This window comes from Clostridium sp. CM028, from assembly GCF_030585565.1.
GTDB classification, from domain to species: Bacteria; Bacillota; Clostridia; order Clostridiales; family Clostridiaceae; genus Clostridium_AD; species Clostridium_AD estertheticum_B.
The window spans coordinates 1,394,080-1,420,068 of sequence record NZ_CP077766.1; the positions used below are offsets into that span (position 1 = coordinate 1,394,080).

The 25,989-nt window shown below is 31.6% G+C and carries 22 protein-coding genes and 2 riboswitches; of the genes, 3 read left to right on the top strand and 19 right to left on the bottom strand.

Going from position 1 to position 25,989, the window contains the following annotated elements; translation table 11 throughout:
• Positions 1-20: 20 nt before the first annotated feature.
• The 3 genes from add to KTC94_RS06615 form a co-directional block, all read right to left on the bottom strand.
• The gene (add, locus tag KTC94_RS06605) at positions 21-1,013 is read right to left on the bottom strand and encodes an adenosine deaminase (protein ID WP_216302904.1); all 993 of its coding nucleotides are present in this window, start codon (positions 1,011-1,013) and stop codon (positions 21-23) included.
• 92 nt (positions 1,014-1,105) lie between these two features.
• Positions 1,106-1,205: riboswitch (purine riboswitch) on the bottom strand.
• Between the two features lie 68 nt (positions 1,206-1,273).
• Positions 1,274-2,284, bottom strand: coding sequence for a CPBP family intramembrane glutamic endopeptidase (locus tag KTC94_RS06610; protein ID WP_220320000.1), 1,011 nt, complete (start codon positions 2,282-2,284; stop codon positions 1,274-1,276).
• A 243-nt stretch (positions 2,285-2,527) separates the two neighbouring features.
• The gene (locus KTC94_RS06615) at positions 2,528-4,639 is read right to left on the bottom strand and encodes a PAS domain-containing sensor histidine kinase (RefSeq protein WP_220319999.1); all 2,112 of its coding nucleotides are present in this window, start codon (positions 4,637-4,639) and stop codon (positions 2,528-2,530) included.
• Positions 4,640-4,920: 281 nt separating this feature from the next.
• Between KTC94_RS06615 and KTC94_RS06620 the strand changes: the two genes are divergently transcribed.
• On the top strand, positions 4,921-6,135 hold the full coding sequence (locus KTC94_RS06620; protein ID WP_220319998.1) for a DHHA1 domain-containing protein: 1,215 nt from the start codon (positions 4,921-4,923) through the stop codon (positions 6,133-6,135).
• Positions 6,136-6,312: 177 nt separating this feature from the next.
• Here KTC94_RS06620 and KTC94_RS06625 read toward each other — a convergent pair whose 3' ends face one another.
• The 5 genes from KTC94_RS06625 to glpK form a co-directional block, all read right to left on the bottom strand.
• Positions 6,313-7,686, bottom strand: coding sequence for an SH3 domain-containing protein (locus KTC94_RS06625; RefSeq protein ID WP_220319997.1), 1,374 nt, complete (start codon positions 7,684-7,686; stop codon positions 6,313-6,315).
• 18 nt (positions 7,687-7,704) lie between these two features.
• A complete protein-coding gene (gene thiE / locus KTC94_RS06630) occupies positions 7,705-8,334 on the bottom strand; it encodes a thiamine phosphate synthase (RefSeq protein ID WP_216302909.1) in 630 nt (209 codons plus the stop codon).
• Positions 8,324-9,160, bottom strand: a complete 837-nt coding sequence (gene thiM / locus KTC94_RS06635; RefSeq protein ID WP_216302910.1) for a hydroxyethylthiazole kinase — start codon at positions 9,158-9,160, stop codon at positions 8,324-8,326. The genes thiE and thiM overlap by 11 nt, the downstream gene beginning before the upstream one ends.
• A 205-nt stretch (positions 9,161-9,365) precedes the next feature.
• Positions 9,366-10,190, bottom strand: coding sequence for a bifunctional hydroxymethylpyrimidine kinase/phosphomethylpyrimidine kinase (gene thiD, locus KTC94_RS06640; protein WP_216302911.1), 825 nt, complete (start codon positions 10,188-10,190; stop codon positions 9,366-9,368).
• Between the two features lie 146 nt (positions 10,191-10,336).
• Positions 10,337-10,447, bottom strand: a riboswitch (TPP riboswitch).
• 69 nt (positions 10,448-10,516) lie between these two features.
• On the bottom strand, positions 10,517-12,007 hold the full coding sequence (gene glpK, locus KTC94_RS06645; protein WP_216302912.1) for a glycerol kinase GlpK: 1,491 nt from the start codon (positions 12,005-12,007) through the stop codon (positions 10,517-10,519).
• A 323-nt stretch (positions 12,008-12,330) separates the two neighbouring features.
• Between glpK and KTC94_RS06650 the strand changes: the two genes are divergently transcribed.
• On the top strand, positions 12,331-12,690 hold the full coding sequence (locus KTC94_RS06650; RefSeq protein WP_216302913.1) for a hypothetical protein: 360 nt from the start codon (positions 12,331-12,333) through the stop codon (positions 12,688-12,690).
• Between the two features lie 119 nt (positions 12,691-12,809).
• Here the strand turns inward: KTC94_RS06650 and KTC94_RS06655 are convergent, their stop codons facing one another.
• Positions 12,810-13,097, bottom strand: a complete 288-nt coding sequence (locus tag KTC94_RS06655; protein WP_216302914.1) for a hypothetical protein — start codon at positions 13,095-13,097, stop codon at positions 12,810-12,812.
• A gap of 156 nt (positions 13,098-13,253) precedes the next feature.
• Positions 13,254-13,853: a 50S ribosomal protein L25 gene (locus KTC94_RS06660; protein WP_216302915.1), complete on the bottom strand. Its 600-nt coding sequence runs from the start codon at positions 13,851-13,853 to the stop codon at positions 13,254-13,256.
• A gap of 543 nt (positions 13,854-14,396) precedes the next feature.
• Here KTC94_RS06660 and KTC94_RS06665 point away from each other — a divergent pair.
• Positions 14,397-15,515, top strand: a complete 1,119-nt coding sequence (locus tag KTC94_RS06665; RefSeq protein WP_220319996.1) for an AI-2E family transporter — start codon at positions 14,397-14,399, stop codon at positions 15,513-15,515.
• 1 nt (position 15,516) lies between these two features.
• Here KTC94_RS06665 and KTC94_RS06670 read toward each other — a convergent pair whose 3' ends face one another.
• The 9 genes from KTC94_RS06670 to KTC94_RS06710 form a co-directional block, all read right to left on the bottom strand.
• Positions 15,517-16,959, bottom strand: coding sequence for an MDR family MFS transporter (locus KTC94_RS06670; protein ID WP_220319995.1), 1,443 nt, complete (start codon positions 16,957-16,959; stop codon positions 15,517-15,519).
• 135 nt (positions 16,960-17,094) lie between these two features.
• Complete coding sequence (locus KTC94_RS06675) at positions 17,095-17,460, bottom strand: DUF956 family protein (RefSeq protein ID WP_220319994.1); 366 nt, start codon at positions 17,458-17,460, stop codon at positions 17,095-17,097.
• Between the two features lie 245 nt (positions 17,461-17,705).
• Positions 17,706-18,617 (bottom strand): PTS system mannose/fructose/sorbose family transporter subunit IID, encoded by a 912-nt coding sequence (locus KTC94_RS06680; protein WP_220319993.1) that lies wholly within the window; start codon positions 18,615-18,617, stop codon positions 17,706-17,708.
• Positions 18,618-18,636: 19 nt separating this feature from the next.
• On the bottom strand, positions 18,637-19,443 hold the full coding sequence (locus KTC94_RS06685; RefSeq protein ID WP_220319992.1) for a PTS mannose/fructose/sorbose transporter subunit IIC: 807 nt from the start codon (positions 19,441-19,443) through the stop codon (positions 18,637-18,639).
• Positions 19,444-19,486: 43 nt separating this feature from the next.
• Positions 19,487-20,464: a mannose/fructose/sorbose PTS transporter subunit IIA gene (locus tag KTC94_RS06690; RefSeq protein WP_220319991.1), complete on the bottom strand. Its 978-nt coding sequence runs from the start codon at positions 20,462-20,464 to the stop codon at positions 19,487-19,489.
• Between the two features lie 259 nt (positions 20,465-20,723).
• Positions 20,724-21,197: a mannose/fructose/sorbose PTS transporter subunit IIB gene (locus KTC94_RS06695; RefSeq protein ID WP_216302922.1), complete on the bottom strand. Its 474-nt coding sequence runs from the start codon at positions 21,195-21,197 to the stop codon at positions 20,724-20,726.
• Between the two features lie 356 nt (positions 21,198-21,553).
• Complete coding sequence (locus KTC94_RS06700; protein ID WP_216302923.1) at positions 21,554-24,349, bottom strand: sigma-54-dependent transcriptional regulator; 2,796 nt, start codon at positions 24,347-24,349, stop codon at positions 21,554-21,556.
• Positions 24,350-24,563: 214 nt separating this feature from the next.
• Entirely contained in the window at positions 24,564-25,058 is a 495-nt protein-coding gene (locus tag KTC94_RS06705) for a TspO/MBR family protein (protein ID WP_216302924.1), read from the bottom strand.
• A gap of 342 nt (positions 25,059-25,400) precedes the next feature.
• Entirely contained in the window at positions 25,401-25,955 is a 555-nt protein-coding gene (locus KTC94_RS06710; RefSeq protein ID WP_258280746.1) for a GNAT family N-acetyltransferase, read from the bottom strand.
• Between the last annotated feature and the right edge of the window lie 34 nt (positions 25,956-25,989).

A 25,989-nucleotide genomic window follows, 5' to 3' on the forward strand; every position in this document is an offset into this window, starting at 1 on the left:
TATACTAGGGTATTAATCACTTAGATATATTTCCTTAACCATTCCTTTGTTTCTAAATCAGCAAATGCTGCATCAACACTATTAAGATAAATTTGTTTATATTCCTCAAACGTAATGTTAAATTCTCTTAATAATACATCGCATTCCTTAGTCATATTTGTGTCAGATACAGTTCTATTATCAGTATTGACGCTCACCCTTATTCCATCATTAAAAAAATCATAAATTGGGTGTTTTTCAAAAGTATCAATTGCTTTAGTCTGGATGTTACTTGTTGGACACATTTCAAGAGTAATTCCTTTATCTTTTACAATGTTATAGGCTTCAATGCAGTCTTTAATAAATACTCCATGACCTATCCTTTCTGCCCCCAAAAGTTCCACTGCTTCAAGGACATTTTTTCCTATTCCTGTTTCACCTGCATGGATAGTTACTCTATATCCATATTCTTTAGCTAAGGATATAGGTTCTATAAATTTTTCACAAAAGCCTTCTCCTTCAGATCCACATAAATCTATTGCAACTACACCTTTCAAGAGGTACTTTCTGCCAGCTTTTACAACCTCAAATGCTTTATCAATAGACATAAATCTCATGCAGCAAAGTATTACATTTCCTTTTATATCATATTTCTCTTCTGCATATTTGATCCCAGATATTACACTCTCTATTACGTCTTCTACACTTAAACCCTTTGTTATATGAAGTAGTGGTGCAAATCTAACTTCAATATATTTTACATTTTCTTTTGCACAATCGCAAAGAAGTTCAAATGTAATTCTTCTTAAACTCTCCTTTGATTGCATTACTAAATTCGGAATTTCAAACCTTTTTAAATACTCATCAAGAGATTTACATTCTGCTGGGGCTGTAACTTCTTTTCTAATATTTTCAATATCATAGTAGGGAATACTTATACCCTCTTCTTTTGCTATATCAATTATTGTTCCCGGTCTTACACTTCCATCCAAATGACAATGTAAATCAATTTTAGGTAAATTTTTAAATTCCATATTGTCCTCCTTTTAATTTTAATGACATTTCAGCTCCACAGGAGATGATTTAATTAGCAAAAAATAAAAAATCCTGACCACAAAGAAGATAAACATAGTTATATCTTCTTCGTAATCAGGAATTATAGGTTCCTGGTAGAAACCCCCAAACCATATTATTGGGGTTATACGATTTAACATTTATATTTTTTATATTCTATCATAAAGAAAAAAATTGTCAAGCTGTAAATTCCCCGATACGCATCTTCGCAGAAGATGCTTTAATACCTTAGAACAACCAGCACAGTCATAGAAATAAAATATATAACTAATGGAATATAATGTCTTCTATCTATATCTATAATTTCTTCTTTTCTTGCTATATATTTTCCTTCAATGTCCTTTTCTTCTTCAATGAGATCTAATCCATCTTTTTCCTCTTTATATTCTTTTAATTTTCTTAAGTTTATAAATAATATAGATCCTCCGATTAGTAAAAATATTGAAGCTCTAAGTAAAATCACAGTTAAACTAGCATTCATTGCATCAGTTGTCGCAGCTGCTTGTACTTGTGTTTGATCTATCACACCATTCTTTATTCCATTATTCACAAGCTTCATATAATTCATTACGACTTTACTTAAAATAAAAGATATTGCATTATTTACTGCATGAAGTGTCATACTCCCTACAAGCGATCCTGTATATTCCCTTACCTTTAATAGAACAAGTCCTAAAAACATTACGTAAATAATTTGCATTACATTACCATGAAAGGTTGCAAAGATTGCAGTTATTATAAAAAATTTAATTTTTTTATTTATCCCCTCATAAGCATCTAAGAAAATTCCTCTAAAAAATATTTCCTCAAAAAATGCTGGCACCAAAACTATCACCACTAACCCTAATAATGTTGAACTACTGTTTAGTAATTTAGATATTGCCATACTATCCTTTATTGCAATGGGAAATAACTTCATGCTTATCATATTAACGCCTATTGCAAAAATATAAGTACCGACTGATATAGACATAATTAAAAAAACTTGCTTTAGAGATATCTTCTTTATTACCATTACCTTATTAAAGCTTCTTTTAGTAATCCTGCAATATAATAAAGCAATTCCACCAAGTGCTATAACACTTGACCCTCCAGAAAGTAGAAGTGAGGTATCCCCGCTTATAGAACCCTGTAATCTAAATACCTTTATTGCTATTAAGGGTATTGAAATAAATAACAATAACGCTCCTAATAATAAACTATTCGCTAGTAGTATTCTTTTATCTTTCATAAATTTTCTCCTTAAAACATAAGATTTTCTTCGAATTAATACTTTTTTAAGCACGGCATTAATTTCACTAAATACTAATACCCCAATATATATAATAAGCTAATCACCTAAAATAATCAAATTCTTAAATTCCACTATCTGTTACAGGATTTTCACTTAAAAAACCTACCTTGCAGGGTGGCTTATAAAAAAAACCATGCTATTTATAGCACGGTTTCCTGTATAACCCTAAGGTAGTAGACATTAATATATATCTGAAAACTCAATCTTAATCTTTTCAATATTACTATTAACACTCAAATTATTATCAACAAAAACTTCCTCAATATCTAGTAACTTTTTTATAGGAAGTTCAAAACTAAATTTACTTCCTATATTAATCTCGCTTTCTAAAAACATTTTACCTCCATGCATTTCTACTAACGACTTAACTAAAGATAATCCTATGCCACTCCCTTCTCTATTTCTCGTAAGTGACTTATCAACTTGAATAAATCTTTCGAAAATACATTGTTGCTTTTCTTTTTCTATTCCAATACCTGTATCCTTAACAGAGATAACAACACTATCTTTTTTTTCAAAAATATATACTAAAATATTTCCACCTGAATTTGTGAATTTTATTGCATTTGAAATGAGATTCAACATTATTCTTTCTATTTTATCTTTATCACAAGCTATTATTTTTTCTTCCATTTCTGTATCAAATAAAAGTGATATTCCTTTATTTGATACATACTCAGCTACAGACAAAGTTATTTCCTCTATAATACTAACAATATTACAATTACCTAAATGAATTTCAAAATATCCCGCATCTATTTTTGTTACATCTATTAAGTTGTCAGTCAATCTTATTAATCTATAACAGTTTTGTTTCATAGTTTTTAAATATTCCTTGCTTTTACCCTCATTTCCATTAAAGAGTTCCTTGAATTTAAGTTCCATAAGCTGGATAGTACCAGAAATAACATTGATCGGTGTTCTTAATTCATGAGATATATTCGCAAAAAAATCCGTCCTAAATCTATCATATTTTATTGCTTGATTTAAAAATCTTGTCTTTTCCTCATTTTCTTTCATTATCCCTTCGTTTTCAAGTCGCTTAGTAATATCTCTTGATGACAATATTAAGGCTTTAACTTTATTATTATCATCTAATAATTTACTACCACAAATCTCTAACCATACAATATCTCCATTTGCATGCAAGCATCTACATTTGAATTTTTCATTTGTAGTTGAAGTAATTAGTTTTCTAATTTCCCTTAATACATTTTTCTTATCATCCCCGTAAACAAAATCAAAAACGTGCCTTTCAATGACATTATCTGTAGCATACCCAAGTATCGCCTTTTGAGCAGCTGTAATATATTTAATTCTACCATCAGTATCTGTTTTTATAATCATATCAGAAGTATTTTCAGTTATCTCCCTTAATAGTGTTTCACTCTCCCTTAGATTTCTCTCCATCTTTTTTCTTTTGTCAATATTGCGAGTCACTATTAAAACTGCTAGCTCCCCCTTATACTTAAAAGCAGCTGTGCCTAACTCAACATCAATAACAGACCCACCACTTGTAAGAAATTTCTCTTCAATAAATGGTGTCGTCATTCCGCCTTCATATATTATATTTATTCTACTCCTAGCAATATCAATGTAATCAAGATGAACAAACTCCATAATACTTCTTCCAATTATATCCTTAGAGTCCTTCACATCGAACAATCCTTCAGTCGCAGGATTAGCTAAGACTATTTTCCCACCGCTGAGCACACATATAGCATCAGGAGATAATTCAAATAACTTTTTATATTCTTCTTCACTTTCAATTTTCTGAACTTTAGCCTCTTCTATACTTATTCTTTCCATAACAGCCGCAACCTGAAAGCAAATTAGCTTAAGCATTTTTAAATCCATATTACTATATTCAAGATTTTTCTCTATGTATATAATTTCTAATAACTCTTCCTTGTAAATCAATGGGTAAAAAACTTCAAAACCTTCACTACCTTTATTAATTACTTTTTCTTTTTTGCAATCACAGACTTCTTCTATAATGCCTCTAAATATATTAGAGGTGCCTCTAAATATATTAGAGGTGTCTTTAATATTTCTTTCATTATAAAAAATTGCTTCACCACACTGCTCTTTCCATTCTATTACTACTTCAAAATTTCTATTTACACACTCTAAAATTAATACCCTTTTAACTTTAAAATAACTATTTATTATATTAATTAACTTGCTATGCAAAGCATTTCTATCATTTTCAAATAACAAAACCTTTGATAACTCAATAACTTTATCAATATCTGTTTCTTGTAATACATTATCATTAACATATTCACTCATTTTAATTTCCCCTTTAAAAATCCATTGAAATGTCGTTAACTTTATAACTGAATTGACTTATTTTTAGAACATTCTCAAAATATTATATTCTACAAAATATAGTGTAAACCTTTTTTTTTCGGATTTTTTTTTGTATAATTTAGAATTTATTACTAATTTATGACAAAATCAAAGTAAAAACCCGGTATTATTTTGTAGCATAATATTTTTATGGTACAATTAGATTAAAAACACATCATGTATTCTATTGAAGCCTAGCTCGCAAAAGGAGATGCAAAACTTTGGAAAAGTTATATTACGAAAATCCATATCAAGCAGAATTTACAGCTGAAGTCATAAACGTAATCCAAAAAGAAAACAAGTATCACGTTGAACTTGACAAAACCTATTTTTACCCTGAAGGTGGTGGTCAACCAAGTGATACTGGATATATAAATGGTGCTGCTGTAACCTATGTGTATGAAGAAGATGAAAAAATTTATCATGTAGTTGCCGTGAACCCTTTAAAAATTCATAGGGTTAAATGCATCATAGACTTTGATAAACGGTTTGACTATATGCAACAGCATCTAGGGCAGCATATACTTTCTGCTGCTATTTCTGATCTATTTAATGCAACTACTATTGGGTTTCACCTTGGCACGGATTCTACAACTATTGATATTGATAAAGTTATTGGCAATAATGAAATTAAAATTGCCGAAAAAAAAGCTAACAAAATTGTATTAGACAATATTAAAGTAGAAGTACTATATCCAACTAACTCTGAACTAAAAAAATTATCGCTTAAAAAACTCCCAATAAAGGCTGGTGAAAAAGTAAGAATAGTTAAGATAGGTGATATTGATATAAACCCATGTTGTGGTATACATCCTAGTTCAACTATTGAGGTTCAATTAATTAAGGTTACAAAATTTGAAAAGTATAAGACTGGAATAAGAATTGAATTTATATGTGGACAAAGGGCTGTTTCTGATTATGCCTTAAAACATGAATCCATGGAAAAAATGTCTAAACTTTTTTCCTGCAATAATGCTACAGTTTTGTCCGTTGTAGAACGACTTTCAGATGAACTTAATAAAGCACTTACTGAAAAAAGGGCCCTAAAGTCAGAGGTTGCGCAGTACGAAGTTCAAAATATGTTAGAGGCAGCCCCAAAAATAGAAGATATCAGGATGCTTAAATGCATTTATGATAATGGGGATTTAAAATATACTAATATGTTAGCAACAAAATTAGTATCCTCTCCAAAGGTTATAGTCTTATTTGGAGTAAAATCTCAAGATAAAGCAAATCTTTTATTTATGTGCTCGAAGGATTTGAATATAATTAGCATGAGCTCTATTTTAAAAGATGCCATAACTCTAATAGACGGCAAAGGTGGTGGAAGTGCCTTTTCTGCACAAGGTGGTGGTAAGAATAATAATAATTTAGATTCTGCGCTAGATTATGCATGGAGTAAAATCCACGCTGATATAATTTCTAGGAACAAATAATAGTGCAATCCTATGAAGTTTCTCCTACGTGACTTGAAATAAGAGATTGAAACGTGGAATTTCAATGTTTCTGCTCTTCTTATTTCAAAACACTATGGATAAACTTCATACTATATCGTATATCTATATTTATTGGAGGAGCTCTTGCTTTTCGCTGGACCGAAATGGTCAGGCTAATTAATCCACATTAACAAAATCTCTAGCTCCGTATAATCCTTCAATATATGTTTTACCATCCTCTGATAATACTATACACAATGGAGAAACCATCACTTCGCGTACCTTATAATATTTTAAGCTCCCATCCTGCTGTGGTTTATAAAAGCCTGAAAAATCATGAATAGCATAATATTGACCTTTTTCTTTACCTATATAAATCATCGCATGCCCATTCATAAATACTGGCGTTCCAGGCTTCAATTTATTCAGTAACTTTTCTCTGTCTCCCATAGTCATATTTTCCGGCATTTCATAGAAATTGCCCACTGCGAGTTTTCCCTGATCCTCGGAATTCCTAGGAAGCTTAATACCCATAGTTCTATAAACATCCATTATAAAACTTGCACAATCTCTAGAATTGAACATTCCACCCCATCCGTATCTTTCGCCTAAAAATTTAAAGGCATTAACTATGATATTTCTTCTGGTATAAGGTAAGTACCCTAATGAGATATCTTCATTTTTTGCAATCAGAGCTTTTTTGAATTCTACATTTCCCTTATTATCTCTTGTTGGAAGCTTAACCACATAATTACCTGCGGAATTTTGACCATAAATATCCCCTTCTATTTCCTTAATATCTGCAAGTGGTATTTTAATTCCCATGTCAAATTTCACTTCTGATAATTGCTCATTTAATGGGTTATAATTTGTAAATACTCTTTTCCCTGTAGTTACTAAGAAATTTTCTGTTTTAAGATAATCAAAAATTTCTTCTTTACTAGATATTGCCACATCTTTTTCGGGTATCCATGCTAAATAATTATACATCTGTGCAAAATACCACTTTTTATCCACACTTGATAGCAGAATTACAATTGGTTCAACAGGATAAACAGCGGTCTCCTGAAATCTGTCAAATTCATAGTTATCTCCAGTTTTAAATATTTTATCATAGGTTGGGAATGTCCTCATCACAGTCTTTCTAATGGTTATTGCATATTTGATATCCAATAAGTCCATTAATTTTTCAATATTGCAATTCTTTATTAACTTATTATAATATTCTTGAACTACTAATTTCCCATCCTCATGGAATCTTTCAGATTTTGGCATAGAACTAATAGTATTTATCTTGTTTATTAATTCTTGCATGCTAAAGGATTCTTCGTAATTTTCTAAGTCCACAATTGATCCAACAGTTGTTAAACTACTCTTGTTGTATGCTTCAATCTCCTGTACATTCATAATATCTTTATTCATGCCACTCAATTTTGTCCAATAGTTCATGCAAAGCATTTTTTCCTTTAATCCTGGAATATTTGAATAGATTACCTTATCTACCTCGTTTCCAGATAGGTTCTTTTCGAATCCAGTCGGCTTGATAAACATTATAAATCCCCCCCACTATTATTTCTGCTTTATGGAAGAACATAGTTTTTCTGCTGATGACCTTACAGATTTTTTCCCAAGAATATCTGAAACAACAGCTATTCCATCAATATTTGCTATCTTTAATAAATTTACATTTTTTTCATTAATTCCACCAATAGCAACTACAGGGATAGAAATTTTTTCTTTTATTTCTTTTAAACTTAATACAGAAACTGCACTTGCATCATCTTTAGTAGTTGTAGGAAACATCGCTCCAACACCCACATAATCTGCTCCTTGTTTTTCTGCCCTTTGTGCTTCCTTAAGTGTTGCAGTAGAAACCCCTAGTATCTTATTATCTCCTATTATACTTCTCGCGATAGTCGCTGGCATATCACTTTGACCTATGTGTACCCCCGCTGCATCTATGGCCTGTGCAATATCAATTCTATCGTTTATTATTAGGGGAATCTTATATTTATCTGTAATAATTTTTATTTTCACTGCAATATTATAAAACTCTAAAGTACTTAATCTCTTTTCTCTAAGCTGGACTAATGTAACCCCGCCTTTTATTGCTTCCTCCACCGCTGCAAATATATCTAAATCCACTAACACATCTCTATCTGTAACGAGATAAAGGCTATAATTCACATTATTCTTCATTTATTTTACTCCTTTCCATTATTAGAGCTTCAGATAAACTGTAAATAGCATCTAGCATTTTCACTTTAAATGTTCCTGATCCTTCGCTATTTTTATCTAAGCTTTCATAAGCTGTTTCTCCTGCAATACCCATTGAAACAATTCCTGCGAGTGCTGCTATTAAATTATTATCTCCAGCGCCTAAATAACAACCAATAACGGAAGTACACATACATCCTGTACCTGTAACCCTAGACATTATTTTATGACCGTTAGATGCGGTGTAAAGAGTCTTACCATCTGATATAATGTCTACAGCACCTGTTATAACTACTACCGTATTAAATTTAACAGCAAAATTCCTTGCCATTTCTTTCTCTCTTGTAAATTCATTACTATCTACAGAAAAACTCTCACTAGCATCTACACCTCTTGTTATAGTTTTAATACCATAAATTGTTTTTATTTCAGATAAATTCCCTCTAATAACTGCTAATTTCACTTCATTTATAATTCTTTTGCAAGTTTCTGTTCTATAAGTTGTTGCACCTACTCCGACAGGATCTAAGATAACAGGTATGTTTAATTCATTTGCCATCTTTCCTGCCTCAATCATAGCCTCTATAATTACACTATTTAATGTTCCTATATTTATAACAAGTGAAGATGCAAGTGATACCATCTCGCGAACTTCATGAATATCCTCCGCCATAACCGGTGACCCACCTATTGCTAGTGTAATATTGGCACAATCATTAACGGTAACATAATTTGTTATTTGGTGCACCAATGGGGTTTTTTCTCTTAAATTGTTTAGTAATTTAATTATTTTCTTATTAATTTCCATTTTGACATCATCCTCCAAATTATTGTTTATATAAATCCTGTAATAATCATAACGGGCATTGTAGCTCCAAGTAATAAATAACGTTTTATAAAGTAATATCTACTGCTATAAATATGATACATACTAATACATTATTTACTCCCCTTAAACTTTGTGTTATTAAGTTTACAGAACTCGCTGCTAAAAATCCAGTTTTTCACTATCCTTAATCATTTGCCATCCCTGCTTTTTTATATAATTCGTAGAAATGATTTGTAGGTCCCACCCCATGCCCAATATCTAAAGAATGCTTTATAGCAGTTGTTATATACTGCTTTGAATTTTTTATTGAATCCTTCATGCTATAGCCAAGCGCCAAATTTGCAGCTATGGCTGAAGACAAAGTACATCCAGTTCCATGAGTATTTTTTGTATTTATTCTCTCAGACGTAAAATGTGTAATTTCACTTCCATCATAAAACACATCTACGGCTTCCCCCTGCATATGTCCTCCCTTTAAAAGCACATTTTTGCATCCTAGCTTGTACATTTCTTTTGCTGCACTTTCCATATCTACTACTGTTTCAATGCTCGTAATATCTGAATTTACTTCTTTTAAAATTTCTTCAGCCTCTGGGACATTAGGTGTAATAATTGACGCTAGTGGAATTAATTTTTTAACCAAAGCCGTTTTTGACTCTGGCTTTAACAGTGAATAACCGCTTTTTGAGATCATTACGGGATCGAGTACTACGTTTTTAGGCTTGTATTGTTTTAATTTCTCACTTATCACATCAATAGTTGAGATCACAGAAACCATACCAATTTTAACCGCATCTACAACTATGTCTGTAAAAATAGCATCAATTTGTGCCTTGATGATTTCTTCGCCCAAGTCTTGCACTGCAAAAACCCCCATAGTATTTTGTGCTGTTATCGCTGTAATTACACTCATCCCGTATACGCCACTCGCACTTAAGCTTTTTAAATCTGCCTGTACACCTGCTCCTCCTGAGCTGTCAGAACCTGCTATAGTTAAAACTTTTTTCATATCAATTCCCTCCTAAAATAATTATTTTTTAAATGTTAAATCATCACCTGCGGCACTATTCATCCATTTTATTTATAAAACAAAAAACACAAACCCATAGGATTCGTGTTTAAATTATCTTGATATATAAAAATATATACATATATAATACACCAATAAACAACTTCCTACGCTGGCATTATCCAGATCAGGTTATAGGGTCAAAGAATTAAAGTTCTTTCTCTCAGTTGGCCTATCCAACTCCCCTGTGTTAGGTTATTCTTTTATATTTCATATGTTAATAATAGCATAACAAATTATTATTAACAATTAATATTTCGTTACTACTATTCAAGTTTTATGCCTGATCTTTTAACAGCTATATGCCATCCATGAAGTAATTCTTTTCTTTTTTCTTCTGTCATACTAGGTTTGAAACTTCTTGATATTGCCCAATGCTTTGCTACTTCATCTTTGCTCTTCCAATATCCTACTGCTAGCCCTGCAAGATAAGCCGCACCGAGTGCTGTAGTTTCAGTAACCTCTGGTCTGTCTACTTGAACGTTTAAAATATCAGATTGAAACTGCATTAAGAAATTGTTATTGCAAGCTCCTCCATCTACTTTAAGTTCTGTAAGTATAATTCCAGAATCTTCTTGCATTGCTTTTAAAACATCATGTGTTTGGTAAGCAAGCGCTTCGAGAGTTGCTCTTATTAAATGTTCTTTCTTTGCTCCTCTTGTAAGACCTACAATTGTTCCTCTTGCATAAGGATCCCAATATGGTGCTCCAAGTCCAACAAAAGCCGGAACTACATATACTCCATTTGTATCTTCTACCGCATTAGCATATTCTTCGCAATCAGCAGCATTGTCAATCATGCGTAGCTCATCTCTTAACCATTGTATAGCTGCTCCAGCTATAAATACACTACCCTCAAGAGCATACTCTACTTTTCCATCTATTCCCCAAGCAATCGTTGTAAGTAATCCCTGTTTAGATTGAATTGCTTTGTCTCCTGTATTCATAAGCATGAAGCAGCCTGTCCCATATGTGTTTTTAGCTGTTCCTGGTGAATAGCAAGTTTGTCCAAATAATGCCGCTTGTTGGTCTCCAGCCGCTCCAGCAATTGGAATTTCCCCTCCAAACAATGAAATATCGGTGTTGCCATATACACAACTTGAAGGTTTTACTTCTGGGAGCATTGATTTTGGTATGTTCAATGTTTCTAAAATTTCGTCATCCCATGTAAGTTCATGAATATTAAATAGCATTGTTCTTGAAGCATTAGAATAGTCTGTTACATATGTTTTTCCTTTTGTTAAATTCCAAATTAACCAAGTATCTATATTGCCAAACAATAAATTTCCTGCTTCAGCTTCTGCTCTAGCGCCTTCTACATTGTCCAATATCCATTTTATTTTTGTTCCAGAAAAATAAGCGTCTAAAATCAATCCCGTTTTAGCTCTAACAATTTTATCAAATCCTTTTTGTGTTAATTCATCACAAGTCTCTGCAGTTCTTCTACATTGCCATACAATTGCATTGTATACCGGAACTCCCGTTCGTCTATCCCAAACTACAGTAGTTTCTCTTTGATTTGTAATACCTATTGCTGCTATATCAGACGCCGTAGCATTAACTTCAGCCATCGCTTCTGTTGCAACGCTAATTTGACTTGACCATATCTCCATTGGGTCATGTTCTACCCACCCTCCTTTTGGGAAAATCTGAGTAAATTCTTTTTGAGCGGACGTTACAATAAGTCCCCTTTCATTGAATAGAATACACCTTGAACTGGTTGTACCTTGATCAAGTGCCATTATATATTTAGCCATTTTAGCAAAACTCCTTTTTGAAATTAGTCTTATTGAATCGTTTACACATTAATAAATAAAAAAATACGTTAAAATATCATTATATTTAGTATAACTGATTATTATATTTATTGCAATATAACTTATAAACTTCACTATTTAGATTTATTTTTTAAATATCACATCGTCGCTGCTACAATATATAATAAGATCTTAAAATTTTTACAATCCTAAAATTTCAAGTAAAAATTCTCAATATTTTCATCTATATTTTAAGATAAAATGGGTAAACTATATACTGTACTTGATTAGTGTAATTTTTATATTAGAAGGGAGAGATACTTATGAATAACAATTTAGAAGAAACAAAAGAATTAAATAAACAATCAGCAGCTAATGGAGGTTCAAGCTCTTACTCAAATGCTGGTATGTCTAGTAGCACTAGTGCTTCCACTCTACAAGAAACAATTCAATTAAATAATGAATCAGCTTCAAATAAAGGTACTAGTGGTGTTTCAAATTCTGCTATGTCAAATATGTCTAGCAGCACTAGTGACTCTACTTTAGCAGAAACAAAACAATTAAATAGTCAATCAAGTGCTGGTATGTCTAATATGAGTAGTAGCAATAGTGATGCTGCTTTAGAAGAGACAAAAAAGCTAAATAATCAATCCTATGCAAATAAAGGTACTAGTTCAAAATAAACTTTTATTTATATGTTCTTTAGATTCCATTTAATAATTTTTCGATGATATGATACTTTTTAAAGGAAGCCATTTAATTAAATGGCTTCCTTTAATATTTATTTTATTGTTATAATAACCTATTCTTCTATATAAGTAATATTACCATCAAAAATGTAATTCAAAGAAGTTTTTGTACCTTCTAGTGCATACATCATTTTTTCAATTACCACTTGTTCTTCTTTGCTAGTTGTTATAGAAAGTTTATCTACTTCATTAACTTCAGACTTTAGTTCAAATTCATATATAAAATCGTTTATTAGTCTTATCCACTCGGATGTGTCATTAGAACCTATATTTTCTCTCTTTCCGAAATCTTTTAATGTTCTATCTAATTGTTTTTTTGAATATCTCAATATATTTGCCATTCTTTAGCCTCCTAATTTTACTCACAATAATAAGTATCTATTTGCTTATATTCTTTTTCTTACCTCATCATCAAAACATTTTAAATTTTATCCATAATAGATAAAAGGATGAACTTTTCATGTTCATCCTTTTATTATTATATAATTACTATTTTATTATTTAGCTTCAGTTTCAGCAACAACTGCTTCAGCTGTAACTTCTTCAGTCACTTCTTCTTTCATTTGTGCTATAGCTGCGTAAATTTGATTTTCATCATCAGTAACTTTTATTTGATTATTTAAATCAAAGTCCTTTATTGTAATTGTATCTCCAAGTATTTTTTGTGATATATCAATACTTATTCCATCAGGTAATATACCCATGCTTCCAACAACATCTATCTCAGCTTTATAAATCTTCAACTCAAGTAGATTGGCTGCTACATTCTCTTCTCCCTTGAAAGAAATAGGTAATTGCATTTTTATTTCACGATCTTTAGAAACAAGTTGTACGTCTATGTGATTAATTTTTGCTGTTACAGGATGTCTTTGAATTTCTTTTATAAATCCAAATTTTTTATCTTCTCCGTATTTAATCCATATTTTAGCATTAGAACCATGTTTTTTAAGAATCTTTATTAATTCAACGTCTTGAACCTTTATTGAAGTTGCTTCCTTAACGCCATCGCCATACATTACACCTGCAATAAAACCTTCCTCTACAAATCTTTTATTTGTTGGAATTCTTTCAAATGCATCTAAAATCATTTCTTCCATAATAATTCGCTCCTCTTGGCTTATAAAGCCTTTCTGTTTATTATTTTATGTACATATGTTACCACTAATAATTTTCACTAAAATTTGTGTTGAACTTTAAAATGATATGATTTTTTTAACTACAAGTATCTGAAAATTCAATGTATATAATTACAAACATTAAAAGACAACATGAATTACCCTGCTGTCTTTCATGTTTTCATAAATATATTTTCCATGTTATATCCATTATTTATACAAATAAATAAAAAAATCAGCATCACTACCTAAAAGATAACATTAGTATTTAAATATAACTATATTATAGCACATTATTGCACATGTTTGCAAACAGAAATTGTAAGGTGTGTTACCTATTTCTGTAACCTACTATTATTACGCAATATGTGGTTAATTTTTTTAAAAATGAATATTAATAAATTGTTTTAAGAATGATATAATTAAATAAGCTACAATCATCTTCTTCTAATCTACAATATTACAATTACATAATACTACATTGATCTTATAACAAGCGGCTAAATATTGACTGGAGGAATTGCATTGATTAAATATAAAAAGATACCATATATACAGCTTGTCCCTATTATTATAATTGCCCTTCTACTTTATAGAATAGTAAATAACGTTGAAAATATAGGTTCAATATTAAATAATTTTTTTTCTTTACTTACTTATTTTATTTGGGGTTTCGTCATAGCTTATTTACTTAACCCGCTTATGGTGTTTATTGAAAAGAGAACAAAAATGAAAAGGATTTATAGTATATGCATAATTTACACATTATTTATAGGCATAATAATTTTTATAATCACTTTAGTTACTCCTAATATTATTAAAAGCTCCGTTGATTTATTTAATAATATCCCTCACTTTGCAAATAAAGCGTATAAATGGTCTACCAATTTTTTATCTAAAAATGAACTACTAAACAAATTTGATGCTACTTCTTACTTAGATAGTTACCTTAGTTCTTTTAATAAGGATGTATCTGCATATTTTAGCCCCGGTTTTCAACTTATAATTGATTACCTAATGGGTTTGGGTTCTTTTTTTATGAAATTAATGTCTGGAATCGTAATTTCAATTTACTTCTTGATGGATAAAGAATCTATTATTTTTAATCTTAAAAAATTTGTTTATTCTGTTTTAAATGAAACAGTTGCTATTAAAATAATTGATTTTTTTAAGATAGTTAATACTACTTTTAAGAAATATTTTGTTGGGAAAATGATTGACTCTATTATTTTTGGTATTATTACTTTTATAGGATTTACGATATTAAAAATACCTTACGCTTTACCTTTTAGTTTAGTAATAGGTGTAACAAATATGATCCCTTATTTTGGAAATATTATAGGGATGGTTCCCGCTGTTATAATAACAATATTCTTTAGCCCAATGAAATGTGTTCAGTTGGTACTATTTATTACAACCTTAAGTAATATTGATGGGTGGTTCATATCTCCAAAGATTATTGGAGATAAGGTTGGGATTAGTCCACTACTTATAATACTAGGAATTGTTCTTGGGGGAGGTTTTTTTGGTGTTTTAGGAATGTTACTTGGAGTTCCCACTATAGCCTTAATAAAGACCCTACTAGAAAATTTTATGAATAAACAAATTAATGATAAACAAATTGAAGAAAAATTAATTAAATAACTTACTGTTCACATGAATTATTTTTTAATTTTGAGTCAAATATAAAAGAAAGTGCCAATGATGCTAAAGCAATTATGATAAATATTATAAATACTTCATGAAGCCCTGAATTTAAAGCTTGCTTTATCTGGTGCAAACTTACTCCACTACTCAAAGTTGCCTTGGAATACAAATTGTTAGGTTCTATTCCCTTTCTTCCTATATTATTGAAATATTTAATTATATTCATATTTAATATAATTCCAAAAACACTTACTCCTATAGTTTGACCTAGTGTACGCACCAGGGAATTCGCTGCTGTAGCTGCTCCTCTTTTGTTATATCCCACTGACTCTTGTACCATTATTGTTAATGTAGTAAAAGCTCCTCCAAATCCAAATCCCATAATGAACCCATAAACTATAACTGATACTAATAGAGATTCACTACTTAAAGTAGACAAAAACACACAACTAATAAGCAAAATTAGAGTAGATACGCCAATCACTATTCTTCCACCATATTTAGGGATAGCTTTAGACAAAACAAATGAAGATAAGAACCAAGCAATAGACATAGGTGCCATAGACACTCCAGCAACTGTAGGACTAAATCCTAAAACATTTTGCATATATATAGGTAAATAAACCTCTATTCCTATTAAAATCCCTGCGGCTAAAAATGTTATTATATTTACAATGGTGCTACTTTTTGTGAAAATTTCAAAAGGTATAATAGGCTCATCCGCTCTTTTTTCCACATAATAAAACACAATCATCACTGCAATTGTAACTACTAAAGCTAGTATAATATTATTTCTTCCACCGGCTAAGCTACCCAGTAAAAACGTTATAATTGCAACTGAAAATAATAAAGCACCTACATAATCTATCTTATGTTTCTTTTTCTCAAAAGTTTCAATTAGGTTTCTTTGTAAAATCACTATAGATATTATTCCAAAAGGTAGGTTTATAAAGAAAATCCAATGCCATGAGAAATTGTCTATTAAAAATCCCCCTAAAAAAGGACCAGCTAAACTTGCTATCCCCCATACTGTACTTAACCATCCTTGGATCTTTGGCCTTTCTTCAACAGTAAAAATGTCACCCAATATAGTATAAGTAACCGTAAATATTGCTCCTGCTCCCATTCCTTGAACTGCACGAAAAGCTATAAGCTGATACATGTTTTGTGATAACCCACAAAGACAGCTCCCAACTAAAAAAATTATTATTCCAATAGAAAGAATGTTTTTTCTTCCATATAAATCAGCTAATTTTCCGTATATTGGTGTAGAAATGGCTGTTGTCAATAAATAAGCAGAAAAAACCCAACTTATAAGTTCAAACCCATTTAGCTCTTTAACTATTGTTGGTATCGCAGTAGTCACAACTGTTCCCTCTACAGCTGCAAGGAACATTGACACCATTAATGCAATGACTATACTTCTTTTTTTTGATTTCATCCTTTGTTACACTTCCTTTAATGTGATGATTATCATCTATATTTAACCTAAAGTACAAATAAACGACAAATATCATTTTACCATTAATTATAAATATCTGCACAGTAAATTAAAAACTGCCAATTAGTTAAATCATCACCTGCGGTGCTGCACCGCTCGTTTGAGCACATCAAAAAAACTTAACGAATTAACCATATGATTTGGCTGAACATATTTTCGAACAGCACGAAGCACTTTTTTTGCTTCTTTAGAAGAAAAAGTATAGGTAACATTTTTCTTCGTTTGGATTGCATATCGAGGAATCCACTTTCCTTTTAGCAATACGGACGCAATGACATAGTCAACCTCTTCCCAAGGAATTTGAATATATTTGCGAGAATCACGAGAATTATAAAACTCAAAACCTTTGTCGCCGATCATAATTTTCCCATAATCTGCAAACCCCGTAAAAGCTGTTGCATCAATTACTAGATCCACCTTTGTATTTAGTGATTGAACCATACGATCTACCTCTTTTCTATTTATACACACATTTGTTTCTATTAATTAATAAATCATTGTACAATGATTGTTGACTATAGTATATAATATACATTCTGAAGATGAAATAATCAAGTTCCGCAAAGCACAACCGTCAAAAACAGTTTTACTAGACATAAAATTAAATCATCTCCTGGGTCGCTGCAATATTAACATAGAAAGTAATAAAAAAACCCAGGCCAAAAGCCCAGGTTGAGTAAAAAATATTACATTAAACCGATTAAGTGGAAAACAATCCCGACTGCGAACAGCCCAAAAATAATTGTAATTGGAGATACTTTCTTCTTAAGCAACCACATACAAAGTAATGTCAATCCTAATCCTGCAATTCCAGGAATCAAAGAATCCAAGTTATTTTGCAATGTTGTAACCTTATCAGAAGTTAATGACAAACCACTTGTTTGTTGCAACAAAGCTTGTTTAATACCTTCTGCTCCAGCAGGAAGTTTGTCCCAAACAATGAAGGCACCCTTAGCTAACTTAACGGTTGATACTACAGGTGTAAATACAACGGTTACCCATCGGTTAACTAATGATCCCAAAATGAACATACCAAGGATGGATGCTCCTTTTGTAACATCTTGTAGTAAATTACCTGATACATCATCGGTAATACGAGAGCCTGCTTTGTAACCAAACTCTTGTGTATACCACATAAATGACATACGGATGATATTCCAAGCGAAGAAAAAGATAATTGGTCCAAGGATGTTACCAGCCATAGCAAGAGAACCAGCTAATGCCCCTAAAATTGGCCTAACAGTAAACCAGAAAACTGGATCACCGACACCAGCTAAAGGTCCCATCATACCAACTTTAACACCCTGAATAGTTATGTCATCTATTGGTAAACCATTTGCACGGTCTTCCTCTAAGGCTAATGTTACACCAATGACTGGTGAAGCTACATATGGGTGAGTGTTAAAGAACTCCAAGTGACGTTTCAATGCAGCTGCACGATCTTCTTTAGTCTTATATAATTTTTTGATTGCGGGAATCAATGCGTATGTCCAACCACCGTTTTGCATTCTTTCGTAGTTCCAAGAACCTTGAAGGAAAAATGAACGGAACCAAACAGAAATACGATCTTTCTTTGTTAATTTTAATTTATTTGCCATTTTCGTGTTCTCTCCCTTCTTAGTAAGTGTCAATAATATCGCCTAATGGATCACCAGTATTTGAGCTTCCACCATTACCTGAGCCGCCTTGTTTAGTAAGCTTTAAGTAAATAAGAGCCACACATACACCGATTGCCCCTAGTCCGATAAGTGTAATTTCTGAAATAGTTGCTAACACAAAACCAATTCCAAAGAATGGCCATACTTCTTTTGTAGCCATCATGTTGATTACCATTGCATAACCAACAGCTACGACCATTCCACCACCAATTGCTAAACCACCTGTTAACCAAGTAGGCATAGCTTCAAGTACTGAACGAATCGGACCAGCACCAATTGCTAAGATCAAGACTGCTGGAATTGCAATACGTACACCCTGCATACAAATAGCAATGATATGCCACATTTCAACTTTTCTGATATTTCCTTGTTTAGCAGCAGCATCCATAAAATGTACAAACACTGTAGCGATGGTACGACAAATAATTGTTAATAATAGCCCTGCAACTGCTAGCGGAACAGCAATAGCGATAGCTGAAGAAACTCCTGCTGTACCTTGGCCACCAAGAACTAGAATAATTGCAGATGCAACAGATGCAAGCGCTGCATCTGGTGCTACGGCAGCACCGATATTTGCCCAACCTAAAGCAATCATTTGAAGAGTACCACCTAAGATTAGGCATGGTACTAAGTTACCTGTAACTAAGCCGATTAACGTACACGCAATTACTGGTTGGTGGAATTGAAATTCATCCAAGATACCTTCCATACCAGCTATAAATGCCACGATAACGACTAATATCATTTGGACAATATTTATATCCATGATTATTAATCCCCCTTTTTCATTTAAATAGTTAAATTATAAATTATTTCAGTTTATTTAATTCCACTTGTGCTTTTTTGAGGATTTCGGCCATATTTCCTTTTGAATCATTTGGAACTTTACGAACATCAAAATCCAGTCCAGCTTCTTTAAGCTTATTGAAGGTATCAATATCTTCTTGATTGAAAGCAAGTACTTTGTTTGGTTGAACTTTACCCAGAGAGTGAGCCATAGATCCAACATTGATTGTCTTCAAAGGTACTCCACCTTCTACCGCTCTAAGTACATCTTGTGAATTTTCAAAAAGAAGCAATGCACGTTGTCCGCCAAAATGTTGATCATTTTTTGCAAGTTTAATCATTTGATTAATTGGAACAACATGAGCTTTAACACCCGGAGGAGCAGCCTGTTGGATCAATTTCCTACGAAGCTCATCTTTTGCTACCGCATCTGACACGACAATAATCCGGGTCGGTTGCACAGCTTTTGTCCAAGCAGTCGCTACTTGTCCATGAAGTAAACGAGAGTCAATACGAGCTAAAACATATTCGAATGATCCAGGTGCACCTACACTCGATTGATCCGCCGAAGTTGCAGAAGATTTACCATTATCTTCTGGTTCTAATTCTTCAGGCTTAACTTTAACTCCTTCTTTAGCTGCTTTTAAAATATAAGCCGCCATTTCCTGTGCGGATTCCATTGAAGAACGTGAAGCATAAGCTTCAATCACCATTGGTAGATTCATACCAGCTACGATTGCCCATTTATCTTTGTGTTCTTCAAATAGACTATTTGCTTGGTTGAATGGTGTACCGCCCCAAAGATCAACTAAGAATAAAACCTCATCTTGGTTGTCAAAGGATGCGATTGCATCTTTCATTTTTGCTTTAACATCATCTGGGCCTTCACTAGACATCAACGTAACAGCTTGTACATTTTCTTGTTCTCCGAAAATCATCGCACCAGATTGCAAGATGCCTTTAGCAAATTCTCCGTGACTAGCAAGAATAATTCCTACCATCTTTTATACCTCCAATTTTTTATTTATTACAGTAAAATTTATATAAAAGTTTTGAAAAACCTGTAACCAAAATTAATAATTATGATATATTTAAATAATTTACGAATTGTAATGACATTTGATTTCACTCCAGGTGGAGATGCTTAACAAAAATTTTTGGAGCTCATCGCAAGCAATCATAACGTTTACAACTAAAACCCATTCAACCTTAGTTTCTTTGGCACGTACTATACACTAATAGAAGTTAATATGGTGAATCTTATAGTTTTGACATTAAATCTACTTTTGAATCTGAAGAAATTTTTCTTATTTCTAGTTCAATGCCTTTTTCATTTAATTTTTTGAAAGCTTCAATATCTGTATCATTTACCGATATTGCACTAGTTATTTGTTTCTTTCCATCTTTAAATGACATACCACCAATATTTACACTCTTTATGGCTACTCCACCTTCAACCATTCTTACAACATCAGTTGGATTAGTGAATAGAAATAGCACTCTATCATCTTGGTATTTTGGATTATTATAAACTCTTATTGCCTCATCAATTCCTACAATGCTTGATTTAATTCCTGGAGGTCCAACTTGCTCCAAAAGTGTCTTTCTAATTGAGTCCTTTGTTACATCATCATTACATACAATTATTCTTTGACATTTTGTGTCTTTTGACCAAATTGTTGCTACTTGACCATGTATTAATCTGTCATCAATTCTTGCTAACACTATATTCATTATAAATCATCCTCCTAATCAGCACTTTCACCTAAGTTGTCACACTATTATATATAGCAATTGTCGCGCCAAAATAGTGTATTGTTTTTTATGTTTGTGTTAAATCATCTCCTGCGGAGCTGCAACATCTTCGCAGGAGATGCATTTACGACTTCAGAAGGAGACTTATACTCCCACTTATAGAAGTGGGAGACTTTCATTCTCAAATGTCGTTAAATCTTTTAAAATAGCCATTTTTTATTTTAATATTTTTTATTTTTTTATTTTGATACACTTCTTCTATAGTTTCAATACTAATTTTAATTTTCGGCTGATAAAAAGTGTATCAAAAGAGAAGTGTATCAGTATATTTTCTCCTATTCTATCATTTCTGCTATAAATAATATTTCATCTTGAGTTAAACTTATGTTTATTGCATCTTTAAATACTTTATTTGCCCCTGTAATAATCTCTACCAAGTGTGAATTTATCTTAGCTTTTTCCCTCTTGTACTTTAACCCATCCTTTATTATCATTCTTTCTAGTGCACAACCTACATGCACCATTATTCTTATTTTGGTTGCATTGTTAAAGCTTATTTTTGTGTTTTCTTCTAAAAGACTTACAAATTGATACAATACACTTATTATTTTAGAAGGATTTAAATAAGTTAAAAATTGATTTAAGCTGTCTTTACATAAATCCTTAACTACTGTATTTTCATGGCCTTTTTCAATTTTAAAGTCTTTTCTCTGTATTATACTTATTAAAATATTTTCACCATAACCACTAATCAACTCTTCGAGGGAGATAAACGGAGCTTCAATTTTAGGATTTAAAATACCTACAGAGGCTATAATACTATAGTTATTTTTTATTTTTATCATTTTCCTTTTTATGTCTTTTATGCTTATTGGTAAAATTTCAATTTCTTTTTCATCTGTACTTCTAACAATGTTCTCCACAAGTCCTTTTAGCTTTACTGCAGTCCCCTCACCTGTGGAGCATATTGTTATTATTGCCCTTTTCTTATTTGCATCATCTTCATTAATCACTTTCTCTTCTTCCTCAATCTTTGAAGACCCTCTAAATTGCTTTAGAGAATTATATAAGGTATTTAAATTCATATCTAAAATAGTTGCTTTCCTTATGGCTTCTAATACTAATGAGGTGGTAACCATATCTAGTGTCTTAACCTTTATATCTGTTTTTTCCATTATTATAGACTCAAAGTTAACAAGTGAACCCATATCCACAAGTAATAGAACCCCCTTACCCATGTCTATTTCCCTAACCTTTTCAATAATTTCATCTAAAGTTTGAGTAGGACTAACTTCTAATGGCATATCTATTGCTTCGATTACACCCTCCCCTAGAAGCTGCTTTGCCACATTAACCATACTACTTGCTGTGCTGCTTCCATGTGCCGCTACAATTATTGCCACATGCTGATTTGTTTGTTCCTCCATAATAGAACTGATTAACAATGTAAGATATATAACTTCAATCTTTGGGACAACCACATTATATTTTTTTTCAACCATTCCCTTTACGTCTACTGCAATATTGAATTCTGTGCGTTTATCATCTATTATACCTTCTATATTTTTATACTTAAGATTTTGATGATTACTTAATCTGTTTAAAAATGAACTTAAATGTAGACTTAATGCATATAAAAATCTATCCGTTAGTGTTTTATCAAGCTTTTTTTCAATCATGTCCATTATTTCTTCTGAAAATTCAAGAATATCTTCATCTACTATTTTTAATATTTTACTTCTACCATCCTCATCATTTTTAACCTTGTTATAAAAGGATTTAATATGCACATTAATATCAGTTGTAATAAAATTGTTTATATACTCCTCATCTGCACCTCCTTTTTTCAAAAAGGCTGCCTTATCTTCTATTATCTTGTATAAATTAAAAGGTGGATCATAAGGATCTTTTTCAATTAATACACTGTGACCTTCTGGAGTAACTATTAGTTGCGAATCTAAATAGCCAGATATTTCTTCCATTTCTTTACGTTTGCCACTTAGATAAAATAATCCGCTTTTAATATCTGAAGGCAACGAATTAAAATCTATTTCTATAAAATCCTTATTATTGATACTATTTAAAAAACCCTTAGCGCAAATAAGTTGAATATTTGATTTCATCTTACCAATATTCCCATTAGACGTACTTCCAATAATTGCCTTAACTGCTTTATCTTCAATTTTTATTACTTTGCTTACTCTATGTGCCTCATTGGCTAATAAAAATTTGATAAAATCAACTTTATCACTGGCTGTCCTTTTATCAAAGCTAGGAATAGTTATAATTATTGGTATTCTTCTTACAAATGTCTTTAGTAGTGATGAATTGGGATCCTCCGTAGTGGCTCCAATTATTAAAACGCAGGATTTTCTGTTTCTCTCTGTCTCACCTAATCTATTAAACATACCTGTATCCATAAAATAAAACAACATTTCCTGTCCTTCTGGTGGTAATCTGTGTATTTCATCTAGAAATAATATACCGCTATCTGCTTTTTCAACAATTCCAGCCTTTTCGCTATCAGCACCGGTGTATGCTCCTTTAATATGTCCAAACAGATGTGAGGTTAAAAGTTGAGGATTGTTATAATAATCAGCACAATTAAATACTATAAATGGTGATTTTTCATCCAATTTTTTCGAATACTTTGCTTGTTTGTACATCATATTTGCAAACAAGGTTTTACCAACTCCTGTTTGACCAACAATTAATGTGTGCAAACCATTTGGAGGATAAAGTATTGCAGCTTTTGCCTGTTCAATTTGATTTTTAAGACTAGTTTGTGCTCCAATAAGTTTATCAAAAGGACATTCTTCCTGACTATTTTCATTTTTTCCCAATAATAACTCATTTAATTTTTTTACTTCTATTGGCCCAGCTGGCAATTTTTTATTCAAAATCCTTTCTAAACAAGCATTATCAACGTATAACACAGGTCTAGATTTTATTTTTATTATTCTATCCTGTCTAAGCAATTCATTTAATTCCATACTTACGTTATTTCTTAAAATATCTAAACTCTGAGATATTTCAGCTGTGCTAAAACCGATTTTTTCCTCTAAGTTTTCACGATTAAATTTTTCTGTTTTTTCAGCAATATACTCATATATTTTTTCGCTTCTCTTCAAATTATCACTCCCAAATATTAATACACTTAATACGCTTAATACACTTCCCTTATTATAAACTCTATTGAAATAAATGTTCAAGTTTTAAGTATAAAAAAAGCTTCTTAGCATCAATATTTTAATTTCAATGCTAAAAAGTATTAATTTAAATTATTAAGTTATAAATTTGTTTATAGCTTTAGCTACTCAATCATTATCATTGTCACATTGATTTTTAGCTATTTAAAGACCAAATTGCAAAATTAAGAATACCTGCAAAAGAAACCCATACGATATAAGGTAGCATTAGATATCCTGCTGTCCTGTCAATTCTAAAAAATTCAAAAGTTGTAAGCAAAATAAAAATTAATAGCACCAACAACTCCACAAAAGCAAGTCCATATAATCTGAATTCGAAAAATATTATAGGCCATAAAAAATTCAGAAATAATTGCAGTGCATATAAAACCAGAGCTTTTTTAACATCTTGACCTTGTTTCCCTTGTTCCCATACCCTATATGCTGCAAGTCCCATTAGTATATATAGAATTGTCCATACAATTGGAAACACCCACCCTGGCGGTGAAAACACCGGTTTTGCAAATCCCTCATAATCTTTCATATTATCCATGCTTAAAAATCCACTGAGACCACCAACCCCAAGTGCTATAATAATACTTAGAATAGCAGCACCTATTTTAGTTTTATCCCCAACCTTCAAAATGTTCAATTTACCACACTCCCCATTATTCAGTGACAATTTAAAAGTGACAAATGAATGAAGCTTATCTGCTGATGCAGAAAGACCATTAAAGACAATACTTATTTTATTTTGCCCTAATGCAAAATCACCTTAATTTGCAACTTGTCACTTTCGCTTATACAGTATTATATACACATCCCAGCTGAACTATGCCTATATAAACCTGTTCTTTTCTCCAGTATAAAAAAAACGCATCTTAAAACTTAGGGCTGAAATATCAAAATTAGTTCTAAAAATAGTAATGAAAAGGAGGTGCCTCTTGAAATGATTTTTCAATCATTTTGAGACACCCCTATTTATATATTATATTTACTTTCCCTTTGAGGCCTCTTCCCACTCAGGTCTCAGTATTCCATACAAATACATATCATACCGTCTACCATCTCTGTGAATAAATTCCCTATAGACCCCTTCTCTTTTAAACCCTAATTTCTCATATAGCTTTATTGCAGGTTCATTGTATTCAAGCACAGTAAGATATATTCTATGAAAATTTAGTTCCTCAAATCCAAACTCTATAGTTAATTTAAGAGCTTCTTTTCCGTGCCCTTGTCCCCTATATTTTTCTTCCCCTATTCCTATATATATTAATGCAGTTCCATTATTCCAAGATATATTTTCAAATCCTGTAATACCAATAATTTCTTCCTGTTCACTGTCTTTAACAGCAAAAATATAAGCTCTATTACATTCTTTTGCCTCTCTTATTATCTCCTTTACCTCTTCCATGTTTTTAGGAATTGCGCTTACTACATCATAATTACGCATGAAGGACACATCATTATGCCACTTTTTAAGTTCCAAAATATCTTCTTCGTTTATAGACGTAAGTTTTATTTTTTTTCCAACCAAAAGATTTTTCACTCTATCACCTTTCCTCAGCTTTAATTTGGAATTG